The following is a 13,194-nucleotide window of genomic DNA, read 5'->3' on the forward strand; positions in this document are numbered from 1 at the left end:
CGCGACGACGCGCACCCGACGCGCGCTCGCGTGAACACCTGATCACCGAGACCTGCCATGAAAAAATCCACTTCTCGCCACACCCGTCATACCACCACCGCCCGGCCAACGCCGACGGTTTCCAGCTCCCTGCTTAAGCACCTGCCGCCCTCCCGGCGCCGCTCCCTGCAGCGCACGGTGGTCTTTGTCGGTGCCGCCTTCGCCACCTTCCTGCTGTTGTCCCTCTACTCCAAGGCCCATGCAGCCGGTGGCTCGTACGTCGTCGATGATGGCGGGATCAACGATCCTGGCCAGTGCAATATCGACACCTGGTACAAGAGCGGTCGAAACGACGCCGCCAGCGGCGACACCGTGCTCTCGGCGGACTGCACACCCACCGGCCTGCCCGCCGTGCAACTCGGCGCCGACATCAACCGCAGCCGCGACGACGGTGAACACACCACCCTGCTGAGTCCGCACCTCAAGGTCTCGATTCTCAGCCGCGAGGACCTCGGACTCGAAGCCGCTGTGCTGAGCCAGGCGCACGTCGCCACGGATCGCCGACACGCCTTCGACGGCGCCGATATCGCCGTGCCACTGACCTACAAACCCTTCGAAGCCTTGCGCATGACGCTCAGTACCGGTTGGTACCACGCCTATAACGACGGCAAGCCGAGCGAGGGCCTGACCTGGGGCACCGCCGTGGAATACGATGTGCTGAAGTCGCTGACCCTGGTGGCCGAGCGCTTCGGCCAACAAAGTGGCGACCAGGGATGGCAGGCCGGACCGCGCCTGCATATCGGGGAGAAACTCGACATCGACCTGGTGCTCGGCCAGCACCTGAACGGCGACCGGGACCGCTGGTTCACCACCGGCGCGACTGTGCGCTTCTAGGCAACCGGCCACGAACCTGGCACTCACTCGCCAGGTTCAGCCTCGTTACTGCCCTGGCACTTCATCCAGCAGCAGGACCTGGCGCTCACTCAGCAAATCGCCGATCGCCGCGCCCATCGCCCGGTAGTGCCCGGTATTGCGGTGATGCTCGATGGCGGCATGGTCGATCCAGCGCTCGACGAACACGAAACGCTCGGGATCGGCCTCATCGACATGCAGGACATACTCGCGGCAGCCGGCTTCGGCACGGGACGGCACCACGCAGGCCCTGAGATGGGCTTCCAACTCCGCTGCCTTGCCCGGTTTGGCATGCAGAATGGCCACAACACGAATTTCATGGTTCATGGTATTTCCTGGAAAAGGGAGATGAAGTCGTCAGCGATCATGAGTCCTTGCCCCGCCACCTTCAAGTTCGAGGATCGCATTCGCACTGTCGGCGTATCAGCGGCGCACACACAGCGCGACCCGGCTCCGCGCCGGGCCGCGGGTTTCAGGGTTTGAGCGGCAGCTCCTCGTCCTGCTCCGAGAGGGTCTTGCCATCATCGGGGTGTTTCCAGGTTTGCGGCGGCGCCTCGTGATCGGTTTCGTCGTCCGTGCTCTCACTGGGCGGATCTTCGTCCTCATCCGGGATCGGCACCTTGCGCCAGGGCATGGCCTGGACGCGCTGTTGCGCAAACGCCGTGAACGGGGAAGCAGGTTGAGTATCCATACGCACCTCGCATCAGCAGCCCGGACCGTCCGGGCTGTCAATTCAAGTGTAGGCAATGCCGGTACAGCCTGCCGCCCCTCGCCCCCCTTTCACCTGGCACAAACGGCTTGCCGGCGCTGAACGATTAATCGAAAAGCCCGTGCTAGCATGCGGGCCTTGCCCTGGGACAGGGGTCGACAGTGGAGAACAGAGATGGTTGAAGGTCAGCGATTCGCGGCGTTTCTATTCGATATGGACGGGACACTGCTCAACTCCATCGCCAGCGCCGAGCGCGTCTGGGCCCGTTGGGCAGCGCGCCACGGCCTCGATGTCGAAGCCTTCCTGCAGACCATTCACGGGGTGCGCAGTGTCGAGACCGTGCGCCGCCAGAACCTGCCCGGGGTCGATCCCGAACGAGAGGCGGCGGCGATCACCCAGGCCGAAATCGACGACGTCGAGGGCGTGATCGCCATCGAAGGCGCGAAAGCCTTTCTCGCGACCCTGCCAGCGGAGCGCTGGGCCATTGTCACCTCGGCGCCGCGAGCCCTGGCCGAACGCCGGATGGCTGCCGCCGGCCTGGACTTCCCACCCCTGGTGATCACCGCCGAAGACATCGCCCACGGCAAGCCGGCGCCCGACTGCTACCTGCTGGCGGCGCAACGCCTGGGCGTCAGGCCACAAGACTGTCTGGTATTTGAAGATGCCCCGGCGGGCATCGCCGCGGGAGAAGCCGCTGCCGCACGGGTGGTGGTGATCAGTGCCACCCACGCCCACCCGATGCAAACCCCGCACCGGGTGCTGGCCGATTACCTACAGGTCGCCGTCGATATCAACGAACAAGGCCTGGCGCTGGTCCAGGCCTGATCAGATCGCTCAGGCGTACTGTACGCCCAGCGAAGCCAGGGCCTTCCAGTAATCCGGGTAGGTCTTGGCCACGCAATCCGGGTCCTGGATGCGGATACCCGCCACTTTCAGGCCGGCCAGGGCGAAGCACATGGCGATGCGATGGTCGGAGTGGGTGTCGATCAGCGCATCGCAAGTGGTGCCGGCCAGGGCCGGATCGGCAGCGACCAGTAGATCGTCGCCTTCCACGCTCGCCAGACCCGGACGAATGCCGTTGAGGCCATCGAACAGCGCCTGGACCCGATCGCACTCCTTGACCCGCAGGTTCGCCAGCTCGACGAAGCGCACCGGGGTTTCGTTGAACGCCGCCAGCACAGCCAAGGTCGGAATGGCATCCTGCATCTGCGAACCGTTGATCACCGCCGGCATGTGCGGGAACTGCTGGATCACCTCCAGCGCCTTGGCGTCCGGCTGGGTGAAATCTTCGCCGGCCACGCCCAGGTCGATCTGGCCGTCGGTCAAGGCCTGCGCCGCCCACAGGTAGGTGGCGGCCGACGCGTCGGGCTCGATCCGGTAGTCACAGGCGCGGTAGCCGGTGGCCGCGACGCGCCACAGGGTTTCGTCCAGCACCTCGACCTGGGCACCGAAGGCCTGCATGCAGGCGATGGTCAGGTCGACGTAACCGCGGGCGCCGATGTCCTTGCCGGTCAACGCCACCTCGATCGGGCCTTCGCCGCAGGCCGCCAGCATCAGCAAGGCCGACACGTACTGGCTGGACAGGCCGCCATCGATCTCGAAACGCCTGGCTTGCACACCGCCACGGCCGTTCACGATCACCGGCGGGCAACCGGTCTCGCTGGCGACGTCCAGGCCACCGCGTTGCAGGGCTTCGAGCAACGGGCCGATGGGACGCTTGCGCATATAGTGGTCGCCATCCAGCACCACGCGACCGTCCACCGTGGTCACCGCCGCGGTCAGGAAGCGCACGGCCGTCCCGGCATTGCCGAGGAACAGCGCTTGCTCAGGCACTTGCAGCTTGCCATTGCCGGTGACCACGAAAGTGGTCTCGTCCGGCTCGTCGATCTGCACGCCCATCTGCCGCAGGGCGGTGGACATGTGCCGGGTATCATCGCTTTTCAGCGCCCCGGACAGGCGGCTGGTGCCCTTGGCCAGGGCGGCGAGCAACAGGGCCCGGTTGGTGATCGACTTCGAACCGGGCGGCGTCACCTTTCCGTTCAGGGACGCGTTCGGCGGGATCACGGTGAGGGTTTGCTGCACAGCCATTGATCAACTCTCCAGACTCGAAAGATCAGCGCACAGGCTCGTGCGCCTCGACAAGTGCGCCATGATGCCATTAATGCGCCCGGAGGATCATCCGTTTCCGTCGTCGACGGCAATCGCTTTCAGGTAGTTGTAAACCGTTGCCCGGGAAATCTCGAAGTACTCCGCGAAATAATCGATGAAATTGCGGATATCCAGCAGCCCGCTGACCTTGGCCTCGATCAGCGCCTGGCGGATTTCCGCGCGGCCGAAATCGCTTCGGCGCACGCATTGGCGGACCGAGACAGCCTCGACGATATCGTTGAACTTCTCCCGCCAATCGGCGTTGAACAACGCCTGCGGACGCGGTTGCGGCTTGAGGCCGGCGGCAAAGCCGCCCAGCAGTTTCTGCACCTGGGACAGGGCCGTCACATCGAAATTCAGGCACAGCAAGGCCACGATCTCACCGCTGTCGGCCCGCGCGGCAATGCTGATCGAACGCAACTGGCGGTTGTTGGCGCCGTTCTTTTCGTAGGGGCCGATCACATCCGCGCCCTGCTCCAGCTCACCAAGGTCGTCGAGCAACGAGGGGTCGCCGACCTTGCGCCTGGAAAAGCTGTTGGCGATATGGGTGATCCGTCCGCTGCGGACATCGTGGACCACCGCTTCGAGGTCGGGAAACAGCAGCGCCGCGAAGCCCTCGGCGGCGGCGTTCATGAAGGCGATATCGACCATAGGGGAGCCGGGCCATTGAAAATGAACGGGAATTGTACGCAATGCCCCCTTCTGGAGCGAGCGCGCCACTAATGGCTATAGGCCATCACCTACCGCTGCGCATTGCGCAACGACTCGACCGCCAGGCTGGCAATGGCGATGTCATGGGCCGCCAGCCCCGTCAGGTCAGCCACGGTCACATCATCGTCGCTGAAACGCCCCGGGACCTTGCCGGCCAGCACCTGCCCCAGCGAAACATCGACCCCGGCCTCGACCAACCCCGCCGCCAGGGCATGGGCCAACTCACCTCGTTCGGCGCACTGATGACGGTCATCGGTCATGATCACCCGGGCCCGGGCCAGAATCGCCGGGTCCAGTTCCTGCTTGCCGAGACTATCGGCCCCCAGCGCGACGATATGGGTGCCGGGCCGCACCACCGAGGCCGGGACGATCGCCGAGGTCGACGGCGTGCAGGTCATCACCACATTGCACCGTTCGAACAGTTGCTCCACGCTCGGAACAGCCTGGGCGATCAAGCCCTGATGGCTCAAGCCGGCGGCCAGCCGCACGGCTTTTTCCGAGCTACGTCCCCAGATGAACACCCGCTCGACGCCCAACATCTCGGCCGTCCAGCGCGCCTGGTGTTCGGCCTGATGGCCGCTGCCGACAATGCCCAGCGCCGAGACCCGCGACGGTGCACCGGCCTTGGCCGCCAACGCCCCGGCGGCGGCGGTCCGCCAACTGGTCAGCCAACCCTGGTCATTGAGCACGGCCAGGGTCGCCCCGGTCCGCGCATCGAAGACCAGCATCAGGCCGTTATTGGTTTCCAGGCCCCTGGCGGCGTTCTCATAGAAACCCATCGCCACCTTGACCACGAACACCTGGCCACCGCGAAAATGGCCGAACTTGATATGGCAGTCCCCCGGCGGGTCCTGGAACAGCAGCTCACCGCCCCGAGGCGCGACGACCTCACCTTCGGCATGGCGGACAAAGGCCTCGCGCACCACCCGCAGCATGTCCTTGCGCAGCAGCACGCTGCGCAACTCCCCCAGCCCGTGGACCGGCAGCGCCAGCGGGCTCACGGGCGGCGACCGCGCAGGTAGTTGGCGAACACCTCCAGCCCCTCCTCCATATGCGCCCGGCCGTAACCGATACGGAAGCGATCCCGCGGCACCGGCCCCAGCGCCGACTCATAGATGCTCGATGGCAACAACAGCACACCGGTGCGCTCCACCAGGTCGCTGGCGAAACGCTCGACCCCTTCGGCCCCCAGGTAACGCGGGTAGGCAATGCAGCCGCCATCAGGGCGATACCACTCGAACAGCCCGTCGAACTCGCGGAAAAACCCATCCAGCAACGCGAGGTTGTGGCGCATCAACTGGTGAATCCGCGCCAGGATCGGCTCGCGGGCCTTGAGCGCGATCCGTGCCAGGACCTCACTGGGGCCGGCGTTACAGATCGACAGGTAATGTTTCATCCGCTCCATGCGCGACAGCAACGCCCGGTCCTGGCAGGCGATCCAGCCGATCCGCAGCCCCGGCAGGCCATAGGGTTTGGACATCACCGCCAGCGACAGACCGCGCTCGTAGACATCGGCCACGGCCGGCAGTTGCCCGCCCGCACCCAACCCCAGCAAGCGATAGGCCTCGTCGCTGAACAGATAGATACCGTGCCGGCGACAGAGGTTCACCAGGGCGTCGAAACGCTCGCGCTCTAGGATCTTGCCGGTGGGGTTATGCGGGAAGTTGATGGAGATCAGCCGGGTGTTGGGCCGAATCGCCGCCGCCAGCGCATCGATATCCAGCGTCCAGCCCTGCTCCGGGTCCAGGGCCACGCCGGTGACCTCGCAGAGACTCAACGGAATGGTTTCCGAGGACTGATAGTTGGGCGTCACCACGATGGCATGGTCGCCCTTGTCCAGCAGCGCATGCATGGCCACGTAGAGCCCCTCCTCGGCTCCGGCGAAGCAGAGCAGGTCGGCCGGGGTCTGGCGCTCGTAGGTTGAAGCGATCACCTCCAGCAACTCGGGTGCCCCGAACGTCTGGGTGTAGCCCAGGGACAGCGTCTCGAAGGCTTCGCGGTCCGCCGCATCGGCCAGGGCCAGCAGGTCCTTGAGGGCCATGCTTTGCGCATCGGACGCGGTCATGTGGTAGCGCGCGGAGAATTCCCACTTGGAAAAGTAGGTCTCCAGTCGGAAATCCGGAAGTGTGGCCATGCGTGTTCCCCCAGGTCTGTTCAGGTCACGGCCTTCGCGTCAGGGACATCAGGCCTTGGACAGAGAATACGAAAAATTATATAGATAGTATATTTTTTACATTTTATATAAAACAAGCACTCCGCCTTCGATACCCATCAACACCTGTGCGCTCCCCCTGCGGTACCCCGGAGCACTCAAGCCATCACACTCTTGTGCCCGGCCCCGTTCAGTTTGAGGGGCAAAATCACCAGGGGAATGCCATCCAGATGCAACTGACGTTGCAGTAACAGCGGCGTCTGATTGTGCAGCCATTCGCTGAAGCCCCAACTGTTCTGCAGGATCAGTTTGTTGCTGAAGCACACGCAACCCGGGTAATGCCGGGTGGCTTCGCCGAGCAGCTTCTGCAGCTCGGCGACCGGGTCGGTCCCGTAGCCGATCCGCCGCGTCGAGCTGAGACCGGCCTGAGCGCAGAAGGCCTCCAGTTGATCCATGGATTCGTCAAGCCGGGTCTTGCGTTGCTGCACACCGTCGATCCGCCCCCAGACCTGGCCCTCCACCTTGACGATGCCGACGAACAGCACATGGGTGAAGCGGTTCGGGAACAGGCGTTGCACCCAGAGCAAGGTATGGATCGCCGCGCCCCAGTGTTCGGTGGCCAGGATCACCGCCGTCGGCGCCTGCGGCGAGGGCTCGATACGGGTAACCGTTGCCAGCACTTGCGCCGGCAGTGTGAACTCGGTGTCCATCTGCGTCCGGAGGGCTTCCACCTTGGCGTAGTGATGCCGGACCACGGCACATCCGCCGATCACCAGCAGGGTCAGGCAAAGCGTCGCCCAACCGCCTTCGAAGAATTTTTCCGTCAGGGTCACCAGCAGGATGCCCGAGGCCACGCAAAAGCCTGTTGCCGCCACCAGTATCCGCCCGAACCAAGGCCCTTCGCGCCGATGCTGCCACCAGTGCCGGCACAACCCGGCCTTGGCCAGGGCCAGGCTGAGAAACACATTGATGCTGTAGAGCACCACCAGCATCCCGAGGGATCCGCGTGACAGCAGGAGGATCAGCAACGCGCAGACACCGACGAAGACCACGCCGTTCTGCTTGACCAGGCGGTTGGACAAATTGCAGAAACGATGCGGCAGCCAGGAGTCGGCGGCCATGTTGCCGAGCAGCGAGGGGGCGAAGATCAGGATCGCGTTGGCGGCGACGAACACAATGCCGCCTTCCAGCGCCAGGGTCAGCAGGAGCAGCCCATGGCCGACGCCCGGCGCAATCCCGAGTTGCTCGATAACGGACTTGAACACCACCGCGTTGAGGGTCTGCCCATAGGTCGGTTGCGCGCCCCAGAGGCTGTATAAAAGAATCATGCCGCCGGCCATGAACGCCAGTGGAAAACCCACCGAGAGCAAGGTGGTACGCCCGGTCCTGACCCGGGGTTCGGCCAACAGGTTGACGTTGTTGGCGATCGCCTCCGGCCCCGTGTAGGTACTGCCGCCCAGGGAGTAGGCACGCAGGAACAGCGCCATCAGCAGCGGCCAGCCGATATCCCCGGACAATGCCAGCGTCTCGGTGGTGCTTCGGGCCAGTGTGCCGGTCAGGTCAGCGGCTTTCGATGCAACGCCATAAACGATCAGCCCGACGTGCACCAGCACGAACCCCAGTGTCAGGGGCAGCAGCAAGCGGATCGAGTCGGCGATACCACGCAGATTCACCAGGATCAGCAGCAGCACCAGACCGATCTCCACCGTCAGCTTGTGGCTCTGGAAATCGACCGGCAGCAGGCTGAACAAGGCGTCCGTGCCACTGGCCAGGCAGACCGAGATGGTCAGCACATAGTCGACGAGCAAGGCACAACCGGCCACCAGGCCGAACCTGGGACCCAGCAGTTCCGAGACGATCTTGTAGTTCCCACCGCCCGAGGGAAACAGCTCGACGACCTGACGATAGGCCAGCGACAGGACCCAGACGGTCAGCAGCGTCGCCAGCGCCAGGAACACCCCCAACTGAGGATGGGCGCCCAAGGCGAGATAGGCCCTCTCCGGACCGTAACTGACGGAAGACAGGCCGCTGGCGCCAAGGCCAGCCCAGGCCAACAGGCCGACCAGCAAGGTATGGGCGCGTGTATCGGGGGCCAGTGGATCGCGCGCGGGCCCGATAAGCCCCTGCGCCAGCCGTTCCAGTTTGAGCATGAGCGCCACCCATTAAATGCTTTATAGCCTTATGGTCAGTTAGGACCACCCCGTATCAATTAGCCAAGTTTTTTTACGAAAAATTGATAGCGCGAAAGCCTAAAAAGACGCAGGCCTTATCGGGCCCGAATAACCCTCTACTTATACTTTAGGTGTACCCACCGAGATCGACCCCGTCGATTGAAAGTGCCCACTAACGCTACAGGTATCGAGGACTAACGCCATGTTACTCAGCGCACTCCTGTTCGCAGCGATCATCGGCTTTTATCTGTTGTGCGGGCTGATCGTCTTCTTTGCCGAGACCGTCATCACGCCCTCGAAAGCCCCGGACATCAAGCCTGTCCTGCCAAACCGGCACAGCCGCAACTGATCCTGCAAACCGCTCATCGACAGGGCTTGAACCAGCGCTGCGGGCGATCTGCGCCCGCGGCCCCACTCAGGAACAACAAGAAGGAAAGTTCGATATGGCTATTGATCTGTTATTGACGCTGGTGGTCGGCGTAGTGATCTACCTGTTCTATGCCGTTATCAACCCGGAGAAGTTCTGAGCGTTCTCTTCATGTTTGCTGGAGCACGCCAGAACAGTCCGTTGATTCAGGAGTTCATGCAATGTCACACCTCTGGCTACAAATCATCATTACATTGATCGCCACGCTGGCGCTGAGCCTGGTGGTCGGACGGTATCTGGCCAGGGTGGTGACTGATCAGAAAACCGTGCTCGACCGGGTGCTCGATCCCGTCGACAACCTGCTCTACCGGCTGATCGGCAAGCAGGCCTGCAGCCAGGCCATGAACTGGAAGAGCTACACCTTCCACATGCTGGCGACCAACCTGGTGATGGCCCTGCTCATCTACCTGGTGCTGATCTTCCAGAATGTGCTGCCGCTCAACCCGCAGCATTTCGCCGGCATGGAACCGATGCAGGCGTTCAACACCGCCATCAGCTTCATCACCAACACCAACTGGCAGAGCTACGGCGGGGAAAGCACCCTGTCCAACTTCAGCCAGATGGCCGCCATCACCTTTCCGATGTTCACTTCGGCGGCGACCGGCTTCGTGGTCGCGATTGCCTTTATCCGCGCCTTGCTGGTCAGCGACGGCGGCGCCAATCTCGGCAACTTCTACCGCGACCTGATCCGCTTCACCACCCGGGTGCTGCTACCGGTGGTCGTGCTGCTGAGCCTGTTCCTGATCTGGCAAGGCGTGCCCCAGACCCTGGACGCCAGCGTGGTGACCGACACCCTCCAGGGCGGCCACCAGACCCTGACCCTGGGGCCGGTCGCGGCCCAGGAAGCGATTGAAAACCTGGGGACCAACGGCGGCGGCTTCTTCAACGTCAACGCCGCGCACCCGTTCCAGAACCCCAGCGCACTGAGCAACTTCGTACTGATGCTGCTGATGGCCAGCCTGCCCGCCGCGCTGGTGGTGATGTTCGGCCACATGATCAGGAACCACCGCCAGAGCACGCTGATCTACGGCGTCATGGCCTTGATGCTGGTGGGTTTCCTGCTGCTCTGCGTGATTCCGGAGCAGGCCGGCACACCGCTGCTGAGTCAGTTGGGTATCGACACCCACGCCAGCGCACTGCAGGCCGGCGGCAACATGGAAGGCAAGGAAGTGCGTTTCGGCATCGCCCAGAGCGGACTGTACGCCGCCTACACCACGGCGTTCACCACCGGTTCGATCAACTCGATGCACGACAGCTTCACCCCGCTGGGCGGCCTCTCGACCCTGGTGCAGATGATGCTGCAATGCGTCTTCGGCGGTAAGGGCGTGGGCTTCCTCAACTTCCTGATCTACGGCCTGATCGGGATCTTCGTCGCCGGCCTGATGGTCGGGCGCACCCCGGAATTTCTCGGCAAGAAGATCGAGAAACGCGAAATCATCCTGGTCTCGCTGGCCATGCTGATTCACCCGCTGGTGATCCTCGCCCCTTCGGCCTGGTCCATGGTGGTGCCCTACGGCGTGGCCGCGCTGGGTAACGCCGGCGTGCATGGCTATTCGGAAGTGCTTTACGCCTTCACCTCCGCCGCCGCCAACAACGGCTCGGCCTTTGGCGGACTGAACGCCAATACGCCCTGGTACAACCTCGCCATCGCCTGCGTGATCATGATCGGTCGCTATCCCTCGATCATCTTCCTGATGGCGGTCGCCGGCTCGCTGGCCGCCAAGCCGACCCTGGAGCCCAACATCGGCACCCTGCGCACCGACACCCCACTGTTCGGCATCTGGTGGCTGGCGACGATCGTCATCGTCGGCGCACTGACCTTCCTGCCGGCGCTGGTCCTGGGACCGATCGCCGAGTTTTTCGCCATGAACAAGCACTTGCTGTTCTAAGGCTGAGGAGACTGACATGAAAGTTGAAAAAGCATTACCACTGGCCCCGCTGTCGACCCCGGTCAAGGCCCGCAAGGGCCGGCGCCAGGAGAATCGGCAGGAGCGTCTGCGGCTGATCCTGGTCGAGCCGCTGAAGAAGTTCGATCCACGGGTGCAGATCAAGAACCCGGTCATGTTCGTGGTCTGGATCGGCACCCTGGTGACCGCGGCGCTGACCCTCGACCCGCAGCTGTTCGGGCCGTCGAATGCCACCTCGCTGTACAACGGCGTGGTGACCTTCATCCTGTTCATCACGGTGTGGTTCGCCAACCTCGCCGAAGCCATGGCCGAGGGTCGTGGCAAGGCCAAGGCCGCATCGTTGCGCCAGACCACCACGCAACTCAATGCCACGCGGCTGCTCGCCGGCGGCCGCACGGAAGTGGTGTCCGCCGCGTCGCTGCGCAAGGACGACCTGATCAGGGTCAGCCGCAACGAGCTGATTCCCATGGACGGTGAAGTGGTCGAAGGCGCGGCCTATGTCGACGAATCGATGATCACCGGTGAATCCGCACCCGTAATCAAGGAGTCCGGCTCGGACGTCAACTCCTCGGTCACCGGGGGGACCAAGGTGATCTCCGACTCGCTGGTGATCCTGGTCACCGCCACGCCGGGCAACACCTTCCTCGACCGCATGATCAGCCTGGTGGAAGGCGCCAAACGGCAGAAAACCCCGAACGAGATCGCCCTCACCGTGCTGCTTTCGGTGCTGACCCTGATCTTCGTCATCGTGGTCACCGCCATTGCCCCGGTGGCCAGCTACCTCCACGCGCAGATCAACGTCGCCGACCTGGTGGCCCTGATCGTCGCACTGATTCCCACCACCATTGGCGCCCTGCTCTCGGCCATCGGTATCGCCGGCATCGACCGCACGCTGCGCTTCAATATGCTGGCGATGTCCGGCAAGGCGGTGGAGGCCGCCGGCGACGTCAACACCCTGCTGCTGGACAAGACCGGCACCATCACCATCGGCAACCGCCAGGCCACCGAACTCCTGCCGGTCAAGGGGGTGACACGCCAGGAACTGCAACAGGCGGCCTACCTAGCCTCGCTGTTCGACAGCACCCCGGAAGGCAAGTCCACCACGGCCTTTGCCAAGGCCCAGGGCATCCACGAGGAAAGCCGCCTGGAAGAAGCCGTGGGCATGGACTTCTCGGCGCAGACCCGCATGAGTGGTTCGGACCTGGCCGACGGGCGCGTGGTGCGCAAGGGCGCGGTGGATTCCCTGGTCAGCTACGCCAGCGAGATTCCCGCTGACCTCGAACGCATCGCCCTGGGCGTCAGCCAGCAGGGCGCGACGCCCCTGGCGGTGGCCATCGACGGGCGGATCCTGGGCATCATCAAGCTGTCCGACGTGCTCAAGCCGGGGATCCGCGAACGGGCCGCGCAATTGCGCGCCATGGGCATCCGCACGGTGATGATCACCGGTGACAACCCGACCACCGCCAGCGTGATTGCCGCCCAGGCCGGGCTCGACGACTTCGTCGCCCAGGCCACCCCCGAGGACAAGCTCAAGCTGATCCGCCGCGAACAGGCGGCCGGGCACCTGGTGGCCATGACCGGTGACGGCACCAACGACGCCCCGGCCCTGGCCCAGGCGGATGTCGGCCTGGCCATGTACACCGGGACCATGCCGGCCAAGGAAGCGGCCAATATCATCGACCTGGACTCCGACCCGACCAAGCTGCTGGACCTGGTCACCATCGGCAAGCGCATGCTGATCACCCGGGGCGCGCTGACGACCTTTTCCATCGCCAACGACGTGGCCAAGTACTTCGCCATCCTGCCGGCGCTGTTCATGGTCGCCCTGCCGGGCCTGGTGGCGTTGAACCTGATGCACCTGGCGACGCCACAGAGCGCGATCCTGTCGGCACTGATCTTCAACGCACTGGTCATTCCGGCGCTGATTCCCCTGGCCCTGCGCGGCGTCAACTTCATGCCCAAGAGCGCGGAAACCATGTTCTATCGCAACTTGCTGGTCTACGGCGTCGGCGGGCTGATTGCGCCCTTTGTCGGCATCAAGCTCATCGACCTGTGCCTGGCGCCCTTCCTGTAGGAGG

The 13,194-nt window shown here is 64.0% G+C and carries 13 protein-coding genes; 6 read left to right on the plus strand and 7 right to left on the minus strand.

Annotated elements, in window-relative coordinates; translation table 11 throughout:
* Nucleotides 1-57: 57 nt before the first annotated feature.
* Nucleotides 58-873, plus strand: a complete 816-nt coding sequence (locus NUH87_RS04650; protein ID WP_338524965.1) for a hypothetical protein — start codon at nt 58-60, stop codon at nt 871-873.
* A gap of 45 nt (nt 874-918) precedes the next feature.
* Here NUH87_RS04650 and NUH87_RS04655 read toward each other — a convergent pair whose 3' ends face one another.
* Both NUH87_RS04655 and NUH87_RS04660 read right to left on the minus strand, forming a co-directional pair.
* A complete protein-coding gene (locus tag NUH87_RS04655; RefSeq protein ID WP_040068411.1) occupies nt 919-1,218 on the minus strand; it encodes a putative quinol monooxygenase in 300 nt (99 codons plus the stop codon).
* Between the two features lie 145 nt (nt 1,219-1,363).
* A complete protein-coding gene (locus tag NUH87_RS04660; protein WP_040068412.1) occupies nt 1,364-1,582 on the minus strand; it encodes a hypothetical protein in 219 nt (72 codons plus the stop codon).
* 192 nt (nt 1,583-1,774) lie between these two features.
* On the opposite strand from NUH87_RS04660, the gene NUH87_RS04665 reads away from it, so the two are divergent.
* Entirely contained in the window at nt 1,775-2,425 is a 651-nt protein-coding gene (locus tag NUH87_RS04665) for an HAD-IA family hydrolase (RefSeq protein WP_040068413.1), read from the plus strand.
* Between the two features lie 9 nt (nt 2,426-2,434).
* Here the strand turns inward: NUH87_RS04665 and NUH87_RS04670 are convergent, their stop codons facing one another.
* The 5 genes from NUH87_RS04670 to NUH87_RS04690 all read right to left on the minus strand — a co-directional run bounded on the left by NUH87_RS04670 (nt 2,435) and on the right by NUH87_RS04690 (nt 8,761).
* Complete coding sequence (locus tag NUH87_RS04670; protein WP_338524966.1) at nt 2,435-3,688, minus strand: 3-phosphoshikimate 1-carboxyvinyltransferase; 1,254 nt, start codon at nt 3,686-3,688, stop codon at nt 2,435-2,437.
* Between the two features lie 87 nt (nt 3,689-3,775).
* Nucleotides 3,776-4,399 carry a helix-turn-helix transcriptional regulator gene (locus NUH87_RS04675; RefSeq protein ID WP_040068417.1) on the minus strand — a complete coding sequence of 208 codons (624 nt, stop codon included), beginning with the start codon at nt 4,397-4,399 and terminating at the stop codon, nt 3,776-3,778.
* A gap of 89 nt (nt 4,400-4,488) precedes the next feature.
* Nucleotides 4,489-5,460 carry an ornithine cyclodeaminase gene (locus tag NUH87_RS04680; RefSeq protein WP_338524967.1) on the minus strand — a complete coding sequence of 324 codons (972 nt, stop codon included), beginning with the start codon at nt 5,458-5,460 and terminating at the stop codon, nt 4,489-4,491.
* Nucleotides 5,457-6,593 (minus strand): aminotransferase class I/II-fold pyridoxal phosphate-dependent enzyme, encoded by a 1,137-nt coding sequence (locus NUH87_RS04685; RefSeq protein WP_338524968.1) that lies wholly within the window; start codon nt 6,591-6,593, stop codon nt 5,457-5,459. The genes NUH87_RS04680 and NUH87_RS04685 overlap by 4 nt, the downstream gene beginning before the upstream one ends.
* 176 nt (nt 6,594-6,769) lie before the next feature.
* Entirely contained in the window at nt 6,770-8,761 is a 1,992-nt protein-coding gene (locus tag NUH87_RS04690) for an APC family permease (protein ID WP_338524969.1), read from the minus strand.
* 223 nt (nt 8,762-8,984) lie between these two features.
* On the opposite strand from NUH87_RS04690, the gene NUH87_RS04695 reads away from it, so the two are divergent.
* From NUH87_RS04695 to kdpB, 4 genes are all read left to right on the plus strand, one after another.
* Nucleotides 8,985-9,131: a hypothetical protein gene (locus NUH87_RS04695; protein WP_245220811.1), complete on the plus strand. Its 147-nt coding sequence runs from the start codon at nt 8,985-8,987 to the stop codon at nt 9,129-9,131.
* Nucleotides 9,132-9,225: 94 nt separating this feature from the next.
* Entirely contained in the window at nt 9,226-9,309 is an 84-nt protein-coding gene (gene kdpF / locus NUH87_RS31215) for a K(+)-transporting ATPase subunit F (RefSeq protein ID WP_084615063.1), read from the plus strand.
* 61 nt (nt 9,310-9,370) lie between these two features.
* Nucleotides 9,371-11,098, plus strand: a complete 1,728-nt coding sequence (gene kdpA / locus NUH87_RS04700; protein ID WP_338524970.1) for a potassium-transporting ATPase subunit KdpA — start codon at nt 9,371-9,373, stop codon at nt 11,096-11,098.
* Between the two features lie 16 nt (nt 11,099-11,114).
* Entirely contained in the window at nt 11,115-13,190 is a 2,076-nt protein-coding gene (gene kdpB, locus NUH87_RS04705) for a potassium-transporting ATPase subunit KdpB (RefSeq protein ID WP_338524971.1), read from the plus strand.
* Nucleotides 13,191-13,194: the final 4 nt, after the last annotated feature.

This window comes from Pseudomonas batumici (assembly GCF_036585405.1).
GTDB classification, from domain to species: domain Bacteria; phylum Pseudomonadota; class Gammaproteobacteria; order Pseudomonadales; family Pseudomonadaceae; genus Aquipseudomonas; species Aquipseudomonas batumici.